Origin of the sequence: Intestinibacillus massiliensis (assembly GCF_900155735.1) — a bacterium.
In the GTDB taxonomy this organism is placed as follows: Bacteria; Bacillota; Clostridia; order Oscillospirales; family Butyricicoccaceae; genus Intestinibacillus; species Intestinibacillus massiliensis.
In genome coordinates this window covers 67,116-84,080 of sequence record NZ_LT707060.1, presented here as the reverse complement: position 1 = coordinate 84,080, position 16,965 = coordinate 67,116, and the positions used below count along the sequence as shown (strand labels likewise).

Sequence of the window (16,965 nt, the reverse complement as noted above, 5' to 3'; positions counted from 1 at the left end):
CGCGCGCCTTGTCGAGCGACAGCCGGACGACCTCGTCCGCCAGCGGCACGCCCGGCCGGAGGGTTTCGTCGACGTCCGCAGGCCGCACCTCAAAATCCGGGGTCAGCAGCCGCAGCAGCTCCTGCCGCCGCGGCGAGGCCGAACCCAAAACCAGTTTGTATCCCACTATAAAGTTCCCTCATTCCCGTAAAGTATGGTCAATTTATCCATTTGCAAATAATGACCGCCGCCACCAGCCCCAGAATCGTGGCCACCGTGATCTCGATGCTCAGCCCAAAGGTGAGCTGCAGCACGCCCAGGTCGAGCGTGAACGGCGAAATCCCGAAGCTGTCGCCAAAGCCCAGCCAGGACAAAAACGGGATGCCCGCCGTGAGCTTTGCGATAAAGCCGCCGAGCACCGCGCCGATCAGCAGGATCAGCACCTGCATAAAGGATAATTTTTTCGTCATATCACACCTCAAGCCGGATAGATAGATAATAGATGCTTTTTGCAGCCCCCGCGGGCGCGGGGAAGCGGGGGTTNGTCCAGCGCCTCGCGCCGCAGGGCGTTGAGGCGGGCGGCGGGCACCATCAGCCCACCGGGCAAGTCAATCCGGGTTTCCTGCACGGCAAACGGCGTGCCGCCCGTTTTGCGCAGCGCCTTCTCCACCATGTCCGGCGTGGACGGCCGGTTCTTCGCGCCCTCGACCGGTGACCGGTCGGCCGCGGCCGCCGAACAGGCGCCGTCTTCCACCGTGACCGTAATCCCCTCCGGCGAAACGGCGCAGGACAGCGTGACCGGCACAAGCGGCGCTTCCTTGCCCTCCGCAAAGCGGCGCGCGGCCTCGTCGTAAAGCGGCTGCGCCTCCTGGAGCGGCACCTCGGTCTTGGTGCCGAACATCACGTCGCCCTTGCGCCCGGTTAAATAACCATCTGTAAAACCATCGCGAGAAAATACGGTTTGTAAAACATTTTGTTCTTCTTTGGTGGGTTTGCGCCCCTCGCGCAGCAGATCGGCATAGACCTTCGTCACGGCCGCGGCGTATTCCGGCCGCTTCATGCGCCCCTCGATCTTGAGCGAGGCGACGCCGGCTGCGCGCAATTCGCCGAGCCAGCCCGCCAGCGACAAATCCTTGAGCGAAAGCGGGTAGCACTTCCCATCCTTCTGCCCATAGCCGTACGGCAGGCGGCAGGGCTGGGCGCACAGGCCGCGGTTGCCCGAGCGCTGGCCGATGACGCCCGACAGGTAACACTGCCCGGAGTAACACATGCACAGCGCGCCGTGGACGAAGACCTCGGTCTCGACGCCGGCCTCTGCCGTGATGCGCCGGATTTCCTCGAGCGTGCACTCGCGCGCGAGCACGACGCGGGAAAAGCCGAGCGCCTTGGCCGCCTTCGCGCCCTCGACGGTGTGCACCGTCATCTGCGTGGAGGCATGCAGCGGCAGCCCCGGCGCGTGCGCGCGCAGCAGGCGCGCCAGGCCGAGGTCCTGCACGATGAGCGCGTCCGCCCCCGCCTCGTATAAGAAGCGCGCGTCCGCAAGGGCGTCCTCCCGCTCGCGGTCGAGCGCCACGATATTGAAAGTGATGTTGGTCTTCACGCCGCGCGCCCGGCAATAGGAGATGGCCGCGGCCATCTCCTCCGCGGTAAAATTTTTTGCGCCGCGCCGCGCGTTAAACGTGCCGAAGCCCATGTAGACCGCGTCCGCCCCCGACTGCACGGCGGCGCGCACGCCTTCCATCGACCCGGCCGGGGACAGCAGTTCGATCCCGTTCATCGGCGGCCGCCCTTGCCGGCCTTGCCCTCCGGCTCGGTCAGCTCGTCCAGCAGCTTCTGCGCGTCTGCAAGCTCGCGGCGCAGCATGCTGGCTTCCTCCAGGTAATTTTTCATCTGCGAGCGGAGGTTGTCCGCCGCCTGTACGGATTTATAATAATCGTCCGCGATATTGCAGGCCGCGAGTACGGCCGCCTGCATCGTGGAAACCCCCGGGATCTTCTTGGCCTCGCTGATCTTGCCGTCCACCATGGCGGCAAGCTCCTGCATGTAGGTCTCCGTCTCGTCCGAAAGCATCACGTAGCTCTCCCCCGCAATGTGGAGCGTGACCCTGTTGCGCATGTTGCTCTTCCTCCTGCCGATCTATTCAAAACTTGTATTTTAACTTCCCCCGGGCGCGATTGCGCCCCATACTGAGTCAGTTTCTATTATATCACAGGCACGCACGCAATGCGAACCGTATTTTGTGAAAAAACTGTGACTTTTCCACCCGTCCGGCTGTGCATTTTCATCCTTGTAAAGCGCTGAAAACTATGATAAACTTTGAAAAGAAATCACCCTGCGTGCGCCGGACGCGCACCGGGTATAAAAGGGAGTATAGGGCACATGCTGAATATGGACTGCGTGCGCAGGATCGTCGTCAAGGTCGGTTCCTCCACGCTCACCCACCCGAACGGCAAACTGAACATCCGCCGGATCGAGCACCTGGTGCGCTGCATCTGCGACCTGCGCAACCGGGGCTACGAGATGGTGCTTGTTTCCTCCGGCGCAATCGCCGTGGGCGCAAATAAGATGGGTCTTGCCGAGCGGCCGAAGACGCTCGCCATGAAGCAGGCCGCGGCGGCGGTCGGCCAGTGCGAGCTGATGCATATTTATGATAAAATGTTCCTGGAATACGGGATCACCGTCGCGCAGATGCTGCTGACGCGCCACGATATCGTCGAGGGGTCGCGCCGGGACAACATCCAGAACACCTTCGACGCGCTGCTGCAGTGCGGCAACGTGCCGATCGTCAACGAAAACGACAGCGTCGCGATCGAGGAGGTCGAGGCGCTGGAATCCTTCGGCGACAACGATACACTGTCCGCCGTGGTCGCGCGCCTGTGCCAGTCCGACCTGCTGGTCATCTTCACCGACATGGACGGCCTGTTCGACTCCGACCCGCGCAAGAACCCGCAGGCCAAGCTGATCCCCGCGGTGCACACGATCGATCACAAGCTGCGCCGGGTCGCGGGCGGCGCGGGCACGGCAAACGGCACGGGCGGCATGGCCACCAAGCTGGGCGCGGCGGAGCTTTGCATGGACGCGGGCATCCCGATGCTCGTGACAAACGGCGAAAGTCCAGAAAACCTGTATGAAATTGTGGACGGTAAGCAGATCGGCACGTTATTCTGCCGGAAAGGGGCGCTGACAACATGAAAGACATCCTGACGCTCGCCCGCGACGCGCGGGACGCCAAGGCGGCGGTGGCCGCCCTGTCCGCGGCGGACAAAAACCGCGGCCTGTGCGCGATTGCGGACGCGCTCGCGGCGCACACGCCGGAAATCCTGGCGGCCAACGCGGCGGACATCGAAAACGGGCGCAAAAACGGCCTGAACGAGGGGCTGATCGACCGCCTCACCCTGACGCAGGCGCGCATTGCCGGCATCGCGGAGGGCTGCCGCCAGGTGGCGGCGCTCGAGGACCCGATCGGCGAGGTGCTCTGGATGAAGGCCCGCCCCAATGGGCTGCGGATCGGCGCAAAGCGCGTGCCCATGGGCGTGATCGGCATCATCTACGAGGCGCGCCCGAACGTCACGGTAGACGCCGCCGCCCTGTGCTTCAAGGCCGGCTCGTCCTGCCTGCTGCGCGGCGGCAAGGAGGCGTACCACTCCTCGAAGTGCCTGTCCGACCTGATGCGCGCGGCGCTCGCGGCCGAAGGCCTGCCGGAAAACGCCGTCAATTTTGTCGAGGACACCTCGCGCGAAAGCGCAAACGCCATGATGAAGCTCAACGGCTACCTCGACGTGCTGATCCCGCGCGGCGGCGCCGGGCTGATCCGCGCGGTCGTGGAGCACGCGACCGTCCCGGTCATCGAGACCGGCACGGGCAACTGCCACATCTATGTCGACGCCACGGCCGACCTCGGCATGGCGCAGTCCATCACGGTCAATGCCAAGTGCTCGCGCCCGTCCGTGTGCAACGCGGCCGAGAGCCTACTCGTGCACCGCGACGTGGCGGAGGCCTTCCTGCCCATGGCCGCGGCCGGGCTGGCACCTTACGGCGTCAAGCTGCACGGCTGCCCGCGCACGTGCGAAATCCTGGGGGAGGGCGTGCTGCCCGCCACCGAGGAGGATTACGGCCGCGAGTACCTCGGCTTCGAGATGTCTGTCAAGGTGGTCGATTCGCTCGGCGACGCGATCGCGCATATCAACCGCTACAACACCGGCCACTCCGAGGCGATCGTGACCGAAAGCTACCAGGCCTCCCAGCGATTCCTGGACGAAGTGGACGCGGCGGCGGTCTATGTCAACGCCTCGACCCGCTTTACCGACGGTTTTGAGTTCGGTTTCGGCGCGGAAATCGGCATCTCAACGCAAAAGCTGCACGCACGCGGCCCGATGGGCCTGGTCGCGCTGACCAGCACCAAATACATTATATACGGCGACGGGCAGGTACGGTAACGCCGCCCGCCCCGGGAAGGGTATCCATGGAACTTGAACTGAAATGGAAGGCCGACGCGGCCACGCAGCGGGCGGCTGCGGAGTGGGCGCGCCCGCTCTGCACCGGGCAGGCGTCCTACGAGATGGACGCGCGCTACTATGACACCGCGGACGGGCTGCTCGCCGCGCAAAGGGCGGGCCTGCGCCTGCGGCTGGAAAACGGGCGCGGCGTGTGCTGCCTTAAATGCGGGGGCGGCGTGTCCGGCGCGCAGCACCTGCGCGAGGAGTACGAGTGCGCCGCCGCGTCGGTCGCGGAGGGGCTTGCCCTGCTGCCCGCGCAGGGCGCGCCGGAAGGCCTGTGCCGCGCGCTTTTATCAGCGGGCGTGCAGGAGGTCTGCCGCGTGCGTTTCACGCGCCAGGCGCTGACGCTGCGGGACGCGGAAATGACGGCGGAGCTTGCGCTCGACTGCGGCACGCTTTCCCGCGGGGGACGGGAAATGCCGCTCTGCGAGATCGAACTTGAGCACAAGGCGGGCGGCAGCGCCGCATTCCTCGCGCTTGGGGAACGGCTCGCCGGGGCGTTTTCGCTGGTTCCGGAACCCCTGACCAAACTTGCCCGCGCCGCCGCCCTCTAGGGCGCGCGTCGGGGATAACGATAAATGCCGCGGGGAAAATGCAATTTCCTGCGGCATTTCGTTGCAAACCGCCGTTCTTTATTATATAATGGACAGGTAACTCAAGGAGGGTAAACATGTTAATTTCATCAAACGTATTCCTGATCCTTGCCTTTATCGTCTACCTGCTTTTCATGGTCGGTATCGGCATGTATTTCTACGGGAAAAACCGCACGACCACGGAGTACTTCCTGGGCGGCCGCAAGCTCGGCTCCTGGGTCACCTCCATGTCTGCACAGGCTTCCGACATGTCCGGCTGGCTGCTGATGGGCCTGCCGGGCGCGGCGTACCTGTCCGGCATATCCGCCGGGTGGATCGCCATCGGCCTGGGCGTCGGTACATACCTCAACTGGTTATTCGTCGCCAAGCCGCTGCGCCAGTACACCAAGGTTGCGGGGGACGCCATTACGCTGCCGCAGTTCTTCAAGAACCGCTTCCGCGATAAGAGCGGCATCGTTTCGGTTGTTGCAGCCGTGTTCATCCTGGTCTTTTTCCTATTCTATACCGCGTCCGGCTTTGTCAGCGCGGCAAAGCTGTTCTCCTCGGTATTCGGCATCCCGTACCTGGCCGCACTGGCGGTCGGCGTGGTGGTCGTCGTGTCCTACACCTTTGCCGGCGGCTTTTTCGCGGTCTGCTGGACGGACTTCTTCCAGGGCATGCTGATGTTCTTCTGCGTGCTGGCGGTGCCCACCATGGCGATCAGCTCCCTGGGCGGCCCGTCCGCCTTTATCGGCCAGGTCGAGGCCTTTAACCCGAACTTCCTGAGCATGCTGGTGGACGGCGCGACGAACCAGCCCTACACCCTGCTCGGCATCGTTTCGCTGGTCGCATGGGGCCTGGGCTACTTCGGCCAGCCGCATATCCTGGTGCGCTTTATGGGTATCGAGTCCCCGAAGGCCATCAAGAAATCCCGCCGCATCGCGACGGTCTGGGTCGCTATTTCGCTGACGGCCGCGGTCGTCATCGGCGTCGCCGGCCGTATGTTCCTCGGCGACATCCTGGTCGAGGGCGGCGCGCAGGAAACCGTCTATATCACGATGGTCACGCATATCTTCCCGGTCTTTATCGCCGGCATCTTCCTGTCCGCGATCCTCGCGGCCATCATGTCCACGGCGGACAGCCAGCTCCTCGTCACGGCTTCCGCGATCACGGAGGACTTCTACCACGCTAAGATCCGCAAGCACGCGGGCGCGCAGGAGCTGATGTGGGTCAGCCGCATCTGCGTCATCGCCGTTGCGGTCATCGCCGCGCTGATCGCGACGAACCCGGAAAGCACGGTGCTCGGCCTCGTATCCTACGCATGGGCGGGCTTCGGCGCGACCTTCGGCCCGCTGGTGCTGTGCTCGCTGTTCTGGAAGCGCACCACCCGCCAGGGCGCGCTGGCCGGCATCATCGTCGGCGGCGTGGTCGACCTGGTCTGGGCGCAGCTTTCCGGCGGCATCTTCGACCTGTATGAGATCGTGCCCGGCTTCGTGCTCGGCCTTGCGGCGATCATCGTGGTCAGCCTGCTGACCCCGGCGCCCGAAAAGGAGGTCACCGACGAGTTCGCGACCTACCGCGAGTGCATCGACTAACCCCCGCCCCCACCGACATATCGCCATTAATCATTAAGGAGACTGTAAAACGTGTTGGATAAGCTCAAAGTATGGTTTGAAAAAAAAGGCGGCAACAAAAAGCACGCGGCCTTAATCGGCATGGCGATCCTGCTCGTCATCTTCAACGTCGGCCAGCTCTATTATAAGGAGCACGGCCTCGGCAATACGCTGAGCCAGGCCACCTCGGTACACTTCATCGACGTCGGGCAGGGGGACAGCGAACTGATCGTCTCCGGCGAGCAGGCCGTCCTGATCGACGCGGGCCCGACCGCCGCCGCGGACACCGTCGTACAGTACCTCAAAAAGCAGAACATCACCCATTTGCGCGCGGTCATCGCGACGCACCCCCACGAGGACCATATCGGCGGCATGGCCGCGGTGCTGGCCAATTTCGAGGTGGATGAGGTCGTAATGCCCGACTCCGTGGCCACAACCAAGGCGTTCGAGCGTATGATGGATATGATCGAGACCAAAAACATCGAGGTCATCCACCCCAAGGTCAACACCGGCATCATCCTGGACAGCGGCGCTTACCTGCAATTTTTAAGCCCCGACCCGGATAAAACCTTTGACAATGTCAATAACTATTCTATTGTCACCATGCTTGAGGCCGGCCGCCAGAAGGTGCTGTTCATGGGCGACGCGGAAAAGGAAATCGAGGATTCCCTTATCCATTCCGAGGCCGTCCTGACCTGCGACGTGCTCAAGGTCGGGCACCACGGGAGCAAGACCTCTTCGACTCCCGAGTTCCTCAAGCGCACGAAAGCCAAGACCGCTGTCATTTCCAGCGGCGCGGGCAACGATTACGGCCATCCCGACCCGCAGACCATCCAGAACCTTGAGGACGCAGGTTTTACGAAAATCTACAACACCGCCGTCGACGGGACGGTCGTGTTGGATTTTGAAATGACTGAGCAACCATCCGAACCTTCACAGGAGGAGGAGAACGCCGCATGAAGAAAATTGCCACCGTCGACCGCTTTGAGGGCGAATACGTCGTGCTCGAAACCGATGACGGTATGATCAACATCCCCCGCGCCAACGCGCCCGAGATGCTCGGCGAGGGCATGGTCGTCGAATACGAGGGCGACCATGTGCTGCGCATCGACCTGGAGGAAACGGCACGCCGCGAAGACGAGCTGCGCCGCCGTTTCGAGCGCATCCTTGGCAAAAAGGACTGAGGGCGGGGAACCCGCAGCCCTGCCCCGCGGCATGGGCACCACCACAGATATAGAAAGCAAGGAAGTGTCCCCCATGGAAAAGAAACCTTTTGTAACCCTGGAACAGGCGCAGGCGCTGGCCGAGGCCTACCCCACCCCGTTCCACCTCTACGATGAGAAGGGCATCCGGGAGAACGCCCGCAAGGTCCGCGAGGCCTTTGCCTGGAACCCCGGGTTTAAGGAATACTTCGCCGTCAAGGCGACCCCCACGCCGCGCCTGCTGCAAATCCTCAAGGAAGAGGGCTTCGGCGTGGACTGTTCGAGCTATACCGAGCTGCTCATGAGCAAGGCCGTCGGCCAGGCCGGCCACGACATCATGTTCTCCTCCAACGTCACCCCGCCGGAGGACTTTAAGCTCGCGGCCGAACTCGGCGCGATCATCAACTTCGACGACCTGACCCATATCGATTTCTACGAAACCGTCGCCCCGTTCCAGGAGACCATGTCCTGCCGCTTCAACCCGGGCGGCGATTTCAAGATCAACAATGAGATCATGGATACCCCCGCGGACGCGAAATACGGCATGACCCGCGCGCAGATGACTGAGGCGTTCCGCAAGCTCAAGTCCAAGGGCGTCAAGCACTTCGGCATCCATGCCTTCCTGGCCTCCAACACGGTCGCGAACGAGTACTACCCGGCGCTTGCGCGCATCCTGTTCCAGACGGCGGTTGACCTGCAGAAGGAAACCGGCGTGCACATCGCCTTCATCAACCTGTCCGGCGGCGTGGGCGTACCGTACCGCCCGGAGCAGCAGCCGAACGATATCCTCGCCATCGGCGAGGGCGTGCACAAGGCGTTCGACGACATCCTGGTGCCCGCCGGCATGGGCGACGTCGCCATCTTCACCGAGATGGGGCGTTTCATCCTCGCGCCCTACGGCTGCCTGATTACGAAATGCATCCACCAGAAGCATACCTACAAGGAGTATATCGGGTGCGACGCCTGCGCGGCCAACCTGATGCGCCCCGCGATGTACGGCGCGTACCATCACATCACGGTGCTCGGCAAGGAGCACGCGCCGTGCGACCACAAGTATGACGTCACGGGCGGCCTGTGCGAAAACAACGACAAGTTTGCCATCGACCGTATGCTGCCCGAGATCAACATCGGCGATTACCTGTTCATCCACGACACCGGCGCGCACGGTTTCTCGATGGGCTATAACTATAACGGCAAGCTCCGTTCCGCCGAGGTGCTGCTCCGCGAGGACGGCTCGTCCGAGCTGATCCGCCGCGCGGAGACCCCGCAGGACTATTTTGCCACCTTTGACTTTACGCACCTGTTTGACGATATAAAGTAAACACAGCTGCAAAAAAAGAGGACGCATCGGCATGCGCCCTCTTTTTTATGCGGTTAAAACGGTTATGCCCGGATGGGTATCCCCCTGCTATATCAGCCGGCCGAGCCAGATCAGCAGCGCCACCAGCACCACCAGCCCGAGCACAGCCCATTTGGCCAGGCCGTACGGCCGGTTCCACTCGGCCGGGCGGGGCGCTTCCGCCTCCGCCTCGCGCGCAAGCTCGTCCTCCGGGATATCCTGGAGCGCCAGCCGCGCCAGTTCCTCCTCGGAAACCGGGGCGCGCGCATCCTGCCCCGCCCAAACGCGCAGCACTTCCTGTGCCTGCGCGGCCTGCGACCGGTCGACCACGATGTGCACGCCCATAAAGGACGAGCCGGTATAGAGCTTCGTCACCGCGCCGAGGGGGTCGCTGTCACACGTGGCCGCCGCGATATCCGCATTGCGTAGCATTTCACAGATCATCTCCGCCGCTGCCGAATCCCCCGTTTCATACACAGCTACAGGGTCGGAGATCGCGGCCAGCGCCCCCGGCTGCGCGGGGAACTGCGCCGGGCGCTCGGCCACCAGGGGGACGTGGCAGTCCGCGCAAGCGGTATAGCCCTCCCGGTATTCTGTCCCACATTTTGGGCACCATGGCATAGGCCTGCCCTCCCTTCCTAATTTGCTTCCAGCATAACAGAAATATATGGTGCGGTCAATCCCCCAGGGAAAGGGAAGCAGGGGCCGCGGCAGATGCCGCAGCCCCTGTGAAAAATTTTCTCAGCTTTTAGGAGAGTATGAGCTGAGGATGTGTGCTTACGAAGCGCTTTCAAGCTGCTTGAGCATATCGTCGACGTTGGACGCATCGATCTGCTCGAACGGGATCGGGACCATGACTTCGTCGGTCAGGCCTTCCGGCGCCTTGCCCTCGATCAGCGCAATCGCGGAATCCACGCAGCCGCGGCCCATTGCATAGCCGTTCTGGCTCGCGGACATGGACATGGTGCCTTCCTTGATCGCCATGCAGGCGCCTTCGGTCGCGTCAACGCCGAGTACCGGTACTTCTACCTTCGCGCCGGTGCTGGTGATCGCCTCGATGCAGCCGAGCGCCATGTCGTCGTTGTTGCTGACGATCGCGTCGTAGTGCTTGCCGGTGCCGAGGAACTGGGTGAACTTATCCATCGCCTTGGCGCGATCCCACTCTGCGGTATCTTCAAATACATAGTTGACCTTGATGCCGTTCTCCTTCATGACTTCCTTGAACGCGTCGGTACGGCCGATCGTGCCCTCGTTGCCCAGCTGGCCGAGGAACAGCACGACGTCCATCTCGGTCATGCCCTTGTCCTTCGCGTACTTGGTCAGGTATTCCGCCTGCATCTTGCCGCCGTCCCACTGCTCGCAGCCGACATAGCAATCCTTGCCCGGGCGGAGCTTGTCATACTCTGCGCCGCGGCAGAAGAAGACCATCGGCAGGTCGCCGCCGGCCTCGACCATCTCGCCCGTGGAGGCGCTGTCGATGCAGGCCGTGATGATGCCGTCATACTTGTCGTTCACGCAGGTCTGGATCTGGGTCAGCTGCATCGTGATGTCATCGTTCGCGTCAAATACGACGAGGTCGACGCCGAGCTCCTGTGCACGCGCCTTAGCGTTCATCTCGATCGTGGTCTGGAACTGGTCGCGGCGAGCCATACACATGCCGATCTTGTACTTGCCGCCGGCGGTGTCCTTCTGGGCGTCGCCCGCGTCGGCCGACTGTGCCGGCTTATCCGTATCCGCGCCCGCGTCGGCCGACGGCTTGGCGTCCCCGCCGCCTCCGCAGCCCGCCATCATACTTGCCATCATTGCACCGGCAAACAACAGGGATAACAGTCTCTTTTTCATCTTGTCTTCTCCTCTTTCTTTCATGCTGTTTTCCGCCTTGGGCGGCGTGAACCTTGGTTGCCTTGTTTATGGAACCGGCATGCGCGCCGGGTACCTTACCATATGTGGAACCTCCACAATTTGTAATATTAATACTTTAATATTATTATTGTTTTTATGTGATTCCTAATGTGATGACTAGACTTTATCATAATTAATAGATAAAGTCAACGGTATTTACAGCAAGATTTGTGAGTATTCTATACAAAAAAGCATGAAATAAATTTACATTGGACATAGTGCAAAATTAATCGATATTATTTTTAATATTTATCACAACCCCCTTCCCGTGTTTTAGCAAACCTTGCCAAAAACGGCCTTCCCTTTTATCTCCCGCGCGGCCTTTTGTTTTGCCGCTTTCCTTGACAAACCACCCTTTTTCTACGATAATTATAATAACACTAGAAACAACCGATAAGGAGCGCTGTTTATCATATGAAAATTACCATGAAGACCATTGCTGAGCGCGCCGGCGTATCGGTCAACACAGTCTCGCAGGCTTTGCGCAACATGCCCACGGTCAAAAGCGAAACACGCGAAACCGTGCTGCGTATCGCAAACGAGCTCGGGTACCTGGAAACCAGGACGCGTCACGACAGCCGGAATATCGCGCTGGTATCAACGGTGGAAAACCTGCAAGACTCCTACTTCTATATGAGCTTCCAGCAGCGTATCCTGCAAAACATCCAGGCGCACGGGTGCAGCATGACGGTCTACTCGAGCACGCACTGTGAACGCAACCCCAAGGTGTTCTGGCAGACGCTGTCCGAGGCCGGGGTGGGCGGCATCGTCCTGCTCGGCGATATGGATCCACGCGTCCCGCAGACAGCCGCGGCCTGCGGCCTGCCCGTGGTCGCGATCGGCACGCTGTATGCGCACGAGGGCGTGTGCTCGGTGATCGAGGACAACCTAACCGGCGCAGGGCTCGCCGTGCGCCATTTATACGAGCGCGGCTACCGGCGCATCGGTTATGTCGGCCACACGCCGCACAGCATCGCGTTTATGGAGCGGTACCTCGGCTATGTCGGGGAAATGATGCGGCTTGGGCTGCCCTGCCCCGCCGATTGGTCGATCACCTATACCCCGGTCGAGTATGACAGCGACGCGCTTTCCGCCCCCCTTTCGGAGATGGGGCGCATCCCGGAGGCCTTTGTCTGCGCAAACGACAACACTGCCATTGTGCTGGCAAAGGCGCTTTCCGCGCGCGGTCTGACGATCCCGAACGACGTCGCGCTTGTCGGGTTCGATAACAGCCTGTTCGGCAAGATGAGCAACCCGTCGCTCGCCACAGTGGACGTCCACTGCGCGTTGCAGGCGGAAACCGGCATCCAGATGCTCATGCGCGCGATCGAGACGCGGGAACTGCTCCCGGCGCGGCGCATCGCGCTGCCCTGCTCGCTGGTCGAGGGCGATTCGGTCACCGTGCTGCCCATCGAACTTTAACAGGCTGTACCCCAAATCACAAAGGGGCGGCATGGCCAGTCTGGCCATGCCGCCCCTTCCCTTTTTCCCGCAAACAAAAAGGCCGCAGGCAATTCGCCTGCGGCCTTTTTATCCAATATTCCAGGGATTACTGCTCGACTTCGAGCTCGCCGTACATCTTCTGCAGGTGCAGCAGCCTGTTGTAACGCTGCTCCGCCTGCTTGGCAGCCTCGGTGAACAGCTGCTCCGCGCGGTCCGGGAAGGAACGGGTCAGCGCGGAATAACGCGCCTCGTTCATGATGAACTCGCGGTAGCCGCCCTGCGGCGCCTTGCTCTCCAGGATGAACGGGTTCTTGCCTTCCTTCTTGAGGTCCGGATTGAAGCGGAACATGTTCCAGTAGCCGCAATCGACGGCCTTCTTCATTTCCTTTTGGCAGTTGACCATGCCGCCCTTGATGGAGTGCATCTCGCAGGGCGCGTAGCCGATGATCAGGGACGGGCCGTGATATGCCTCGGCCTCCGCGATCGCCTTCAGGGTCTGCGCCGGGTTTGCACCCATCGCAACCTGGGCGACGTAGACATAGCCGTAGCTCATGGCGATTTCCGCCAAGGATTTCTTGCCGATCGCCTTGCCGGCCGCAGCGAACTGCGCAACCGCGCCGACCGGGGTGGACTTGGACGCCTGCCCGCCGGTATTGGAGTAAACCTCGGTATCGAATACCATGACGTTTACGTCCTCGCCGGACGCCAGGACATGGTCCAGGCCGCCGAAGCCGATGTCATACGCCCAGCCGTCGCCGCCGAAGATCCAGACGGACTTCTTGGCCAGGTATTCCTTATGCGCCAGGATATCGCGTGCCAGCGAGCATGCTTCGCAGTCGCAATAAGTCTCGCCCGCCGCCTTCAGGGCGCTCAGGTGCGCCTGCATATCGCCGTGCTTGTCGCCGAAGGCATCCTTGCTGGCCGGGCTGTCCAGGAACGCCTGGCACTGGTCAAGCGTCATGATGCCGTCTTCCAGCGCGGCGACATAGGACTTGGTCGCCTCCGCGTTGGCCGCGCCGTCTTCCACGGTGTCGAGCCATGCCTGCGCGGCTTCCTTGAGCGGCGCGTAGGCGTGTCCGACCGCAAGCAGCGCCTTGGTCTGCTCGATCAGGCGGTCGCGGATCGCCTTCTGGCCGAGGTACATGCCCAGGCCGTGCTCGGCGTTATCCTCAAACAGGGAGTTCGCCCAAGCCGGGCCGTGGCCCTCGTCGTTGACGGTGTACGGGGAGGTAGCAGCCGGGCCGCCCCAGATGGACGAGCAGCCGGTCGCGTTGGAGATATACATGCGGTCGCCGCAAACCTGGGTGATCAGGCGGGCGTAAGAGGTCTCCGCACAGCCCGCGCAGGAGCCGGAGAACTCAAGCAGCGGCTTCTTGAACTGGCTGCCCTTGACCGAGTTGATGTCCTCGACGTCGGCCTTCGGCGCAACCTTGGAAACCATGTAATCGAATACGGGCTGCTGTGCCAGCTCGCCTTCCTGCGGTACCATGGACAGCGCGCCGGTCGGGCAGGTGCCGACGCAAACGCCGCAGCCCATGCAGTCCAGCGGGGAGATGGCGATGGCAAACTGGTAGGTGCCCTTGCCCTTGCCGGCCTTGAACGGCGCGGACTTGGTGCCTTCCGGCGCGCTCGCCAGCTCGGCGTCGGTCAGCGCGTACGGACGGATCGTCGCGTGCGGGCAGACGTAAGAACACTGGTTGCACTGGATGCACTTATCGACATTCCATGCCGGGACGGTAACGGCAACGCCGCGCTTCTCATAAGCGGCCGCGCCGTGCTCGAAGGTGCCGTCGACATGCTCACCGGTGAAAGCGGATACCGGCAGGGAATCGCCGTCCATGCGGCCGATCGGCTCCATGAGCTCCTTGACCAGCTTGACGGTCTCCGGGCGGCCTTCCAGCACGCGGTCGTCCTTCTCGTCCTGGACGGACGCCCAGGCGGCCGGGATCTCGACCTTGTGGAACGCGGTCGCGCCGATGTCGATCGCCTTGTGGTTCATATCTACGACGTCCTGGCCCTTCTTGAGGTAGGACTTGGTCGCGGCGTCCTTCATGAACTGGATGGCCTGCTCGCTCGGCATGACCTTGGCCAGCGCAAAGAACGCGGACTGCAGGATGGTGTTGGTGCGCTTGCCCATGCCGATCTCGATCGCAAGGTCGATCGCGTTGATCGTGTAGAGCTGGATGTTGTTCTGCGCAATGTAGCGCTTGGCAGCGGCCGGCATGTGGCGGTCGAGCTCTTCGTCCGTCCACTGGCAGTTGATCATGAAGATACCGCCCGGCTTTACGTCGCGCACCATCGGGAAGCCCTTGATGATGTAGGACGGGTTATGGCAGGCGACGAAGTCGGCCTTGTTGATGTAGTAGGGGGACTTGATCGGCTTGTCGCCGAAACGCAGGTGCGAAACGGTTACGCCGCCGGTCTTCTTGGAGTCGTACTGGAAGTACGCCTGTACGAACTTGTCGGTGTGGTCGCCGATGATCTTGATGGAGTTCTTGTTCGCGCCGACCGTGCCGTCGCCGCCAAGGCCCCAGAACTTGCACTCGATGGTGCCTTCCGCCGCGGTGTTCGGGGAGGGCTTCTCAGCCAGGGACATATCGGTCACGTCGTCCACGATGCCGACCGTGAACTGGTGTTTCGGCGCATCCTTGGCCAGCTCGTCGTAAACCGCGAACACGGAGGACGGCGGGGTGTCCTTGGAGCCCAGGCCATAACGGCCGCCGGTGATGACCTTGTCCGTGATGCCGGCGTTCGCCAGCGCGGTGACAACGTCGAGGTAGAGCGGCTCGCCCTGCGCGCCCGGCTCCTTGGTGCGGTCGAGGACCGCGATCTTCTTCGCCGTCGCCGGGATCGCCGCGACGAACTTATCCGCTGCAAACGGGCGGTACAGGCGGACCTTGATGAGGCCGACCTTCTCGCCGTGCGTGTTCATATAATCGATGACTTCCTCGGCCACGTCGCAGATCGAGCCCATCGCAACGATGACGCGGTCCGCGTCCTGCGCGCCGTAGTAGTTGAAGAGCTGGTAGTCGGTGCCGAGCTTGGCGTTGACCTTGCCCATGTACGTCTCGACGATGCCGGGCACCGCGTCATAGTACTTGTTGCAGGCCTCGCGGTGCTGGAAGAAAACGTCGCCGTTCTCGTGGCTGCCGCGCATGGTCGCGTGCTCCGGGTTCAGGGCGCGCTTGCGGAACGCGTCAACAGCGTCCATATCGACCATGTCCTTGAGGTCCTCATAGTCCCAGACCTCGATCTTCTGGATCTCGTGGGAGGTGCGGAAGCCGTCAAAGAAGTTGATAAACGGCACGCGGGACTCGATGCTGGCCAGGTGCGCGACCGCGCCGAGGTCCATGACCTCCTGCGGGTTGGTTTCCGCGAGCATCGCGAAACCGGTCTGGCGGCAGGCCATAACGTCGGAATGGTCGCCGAAAATGTTAAGCGCGTGGGACGCAACCGTACGCGCGGATACGTGGAATACGCAGGGCAGCAGCTCGCCGGCGATCTTGTACATGTTCGGGATCATCAGCAGCAGGCCCTGGGAAGCGGTATAAGTAGTGGTCAGCGCGCCGGCCGCAAGGGACCCGTGCACGGTGCCCGCGGCGCCCGCCTCGGACTGCATCTCGATCACCTTTACTTCGGTGCCGAAGATGTTCTTCTGGCCCGCGGCGGCCCACTGGTCGACATTGTCCGCCATGGGGCTGGAGGGGGTAATCGGATAGATACCCGCGACCTCGGTAAACGCATACGACACATGAGCCGCAGCAGTGTTACCGTCCATGGACTTCATTTTTCTTGCCATGATCAAAAATTCCTCCTTATCCGGCCTATGCCGGAAGATTTATTTGCCTGGCCGCAGGGCGGTTTTGCGTCCCCGGCCACTTGTATGAAAGCAGTTCACTTAACCTTATTTATTTTATCAAAAAAAATGCGCGCTGTAAACCGCCAATTGACAAATAATAAACAAATATCTTGCTTTTTTGGTACCTCTTTCGAAAACCAATTGTAAAATTGGGGCTTTTGTATTATAGTGGTATTGTATAGCGGTAAACCGCAAATAGAAGGACGGCTTGGGGGATTTGACGGTATGGTTTCTATCGTGCGCACGGCGGGCATCCGCGGGATCGAGGGCTACCTCGTTACGGTGGAATGTTTCCTGTCAAACGGCCTGCCGCGGCTCGACGTGGTCGGCCTGCCGGACAAGGCGGTGAGCGAGGCGGCCGAGCGCGTGCGCGCGGCCGTAAAGTGCTGCGCGTTCGACTGGCCGGTGTCCCGCGTCACCGTCAACCTCGCCCCGGCGGACACCCGCAAGGAGGGCACGGTGTACGACCTGCCCATCCTGCTCGGCCTGCTTGCCGCCTCCGGCCAGATCGACGAGCCGCCGCGCGACTGCGTGTTTTTCGGCGAGCTTTCGCTGACCGG

General features: G+C 61.9%; 16 protein-coding genes. 9 read left to right on the top strand and 7 right to left on the bottom strand.

Annotated features, from left to right (window positions below; translation table 11 throughout):
• From CZ203_RS11810 to CZ203_RS11795, 4 genes are all read right to left on the bottom strand, one after another.
• Positions 1–166: Maf family protein (locus tag CZ203_RS11810; RefSeq protein ID WP_143436236.1), on the bottom strand; the 166-nt coding region annotated here is incomplete at its 3' end.
• 31 nt (positions 167–197) lie between these two features.
• Positions 198–449 (bottom strand): DUF4321 domain-containing protein, encoded by a 252-nt coding sequence (locus CZ203_RS11805; RefSeq protein ID WP_087066318.1) that lies wholly within the window; start codon positions 447–449, stop codon positions 198–200.
• An 8-nt stretch (positions 450–457) separates the two neighbouring features.
• Complete coding sequence (locus CZ203_RS11800; RefSeq protein WP_456236202.1) at positions 458–1,615, bottom strand: peptidase U32 family protein; 1,158 nt, start codon at positions 1,613–1,615, stop codon at positions 458–460.
• A gap of 137 nt (positions 1,616–1,752) precedes the next feature.
• Positions 1,753–2,094: a cell division protein ZapA gene (locus CZ203_RS11795; RefSeq protein ID WP_087066316.1), complete on the bottom strand. Its 342-nt coding sequence runs from the start codon at positions 2,092–2,094 to the stop codon at positions 1,753–1,755.
• 264 nt (positions 2,095–2,358) lie between these two features.
• Between CZ203_RS11795 and proB the strand changes: the two genes are divergently transcribed.
• The 7 genes from proB (at position 2,359) to CZ203_RS11760 (ending at position 9,183) form a co-directional block, all read left to right on the top strand.
• On the top strand, positions 2,359–3,171 hold the full coding sequence (gene proB, locus CZ203_RS11790) for a glutamate 5-kinase (protein ID WP_235847526.1): 813 nt from the start codon (positions 2,359–2,361) through the stop codon (positions 3,169–3,171).
• Entirely contained in the window at positions 3,168–4,415 is a 1,248-nt protein-coding gene (locus CZ203_RS11785) for a glutamate-5-semialdehyde dehydrogenase (protein ID WP_087066315.1), read from the top strand. The genes proB and CZ203_RS11785 overlap by 4 nt, the downstream gene beginning before the upstream one ends.
• Positions 4,416–4,441: 26 nt before the next feature.
• Positions 4,442–5,029, top strand: a complete 588-nt coding sequence (locus tag CZ203_RS11780; RefSeq protein ID WP_087066314.1) for a CYTH domain-containing protein — start codon at positions 4,442–4,444, stop codon at positions 5,027–5,029.
• Between the two features lie 116 nt (positions 5,030–5,145).
• Positions 5,146–6,642, top strand: a complete 1,497-nt coding sequence (gene putP / locus CZ203_RS11775) for a sodium/proline symporter PutP (RefSeq protein ID WP_200809484.1) — start codon at positions 5,146–5,148, stop codon at positions 6,640–6,642.
• Positions 6,643–6,693: 51 nt separating this feature from the next.
• A complete protein-coding gene (locus CZ203_RS11770; protein WP_207651268.1) occupies positions 6,694–7,620 on the top strand; it encodes a ComEC/Rec2 family competence protein in 927 nt (308 codons plus the stop codon).
• The gene (locus CZ203_RS11765; protein WP_087066312.1) at positions 7,617–7,844 is read left to right on the top strand and encodes a DUF3006 domain-containing protein; all 228 of its coding nucleotides are present in this window, start codon (positions 7,617–7,619) and stop codon (positions 7,842–7,844) included. The genes CZ203_RS11770 and CZ203_RS11765 overlap by 4 nt, the downstream gene beginning before the upstream one ends.
• Before the next feature lie 73 nt (positions 7,845–7,917).
• The gene (locus tag CZ203_RS11760) at positions 7,918–9,183 is read left to right on the top strand and encodes a diaminopimelate decarboxylase (protein ID WP_087066311.1); all 1,266 of its coding nucleotides are present in this window, start codon (positions 7,918–7,920) and stop codon (positions 9,181–9,183) included.
• Between the two features lie 87 nt (positions 9,184–9,270).
• Here the strand turns inward: CZ203_RS11760 and CZ203_RS11755 are convergent, their stop codons facing one another.
• Positions 9,271–9,822 (bottom strand): putative signal transducing protein, encoded by a 552-nt coding sequence (locus CZ203_RS11755; protein WP_087066310.1) that lies wholly within the window; start codon positions 9,820–9,822, stop codon positions 9,271–9,273.
• Positions 9,823–9,978: 156 nt separating this feature from the next.
• Entirely contained in the window at positions 9,979–11,043 is a 1,065-nt protein-coding gene (locus tag CZ203_RS11750) for a sugar ABC transporter substrate-binding protein (RefSeq protein ID WP_159456503.1), read from the bottom strand.
• 474 nt (positions 11,044–11,517) lie between these two features.
• Between CZ203_RS11750 and CZ203_RS11745 the strand changes: the two genes are divergently transcribed.
• Positions 11,518–12,525 (top strand): LacI family DNA-binding transcriptional regulator, encoded by a 1,008-nt coding sequence (locus CZ203_RS11745; protein WP_087066308.1) that lies wholly within the window; start codon positions 11,518–11,520, stop codon positions 12,523–12,525.
• A gap of 127 nt (positions 12,526–12,652) precedes the next feature.
• Here CZ203_RS11745 and nifJ read toward each other — a convergent pair whose 3' ends face one another.
• Positions 12,653–16,345: a pyruvate:ferredoxin (flavodoxin) oxidoreductase gene (nifJ, locus tag CZ203_RS11740; RefSeq protein WP_087066307.1), complete on the bottom strand. Its 3,693-nt coding sequence runs from the start codon at positions 16,343–16,345 to the stop codon at positions 12,653–12,655.
• Positions 16,346–16,630: 285 nt separating this feature from the next.
• On the opposite strand from nifJ, the gene CZ203_RS11735 reads away from it, so the two are divergent.
• The coding region (locus tag CZ203_RS11735) for a magnesium chelatase domain-containing protein (RefSeq protein ID WP_328588168.1) at positions 16,631–16,965 on the top strand (335 nt) is incomplete at its 3' end.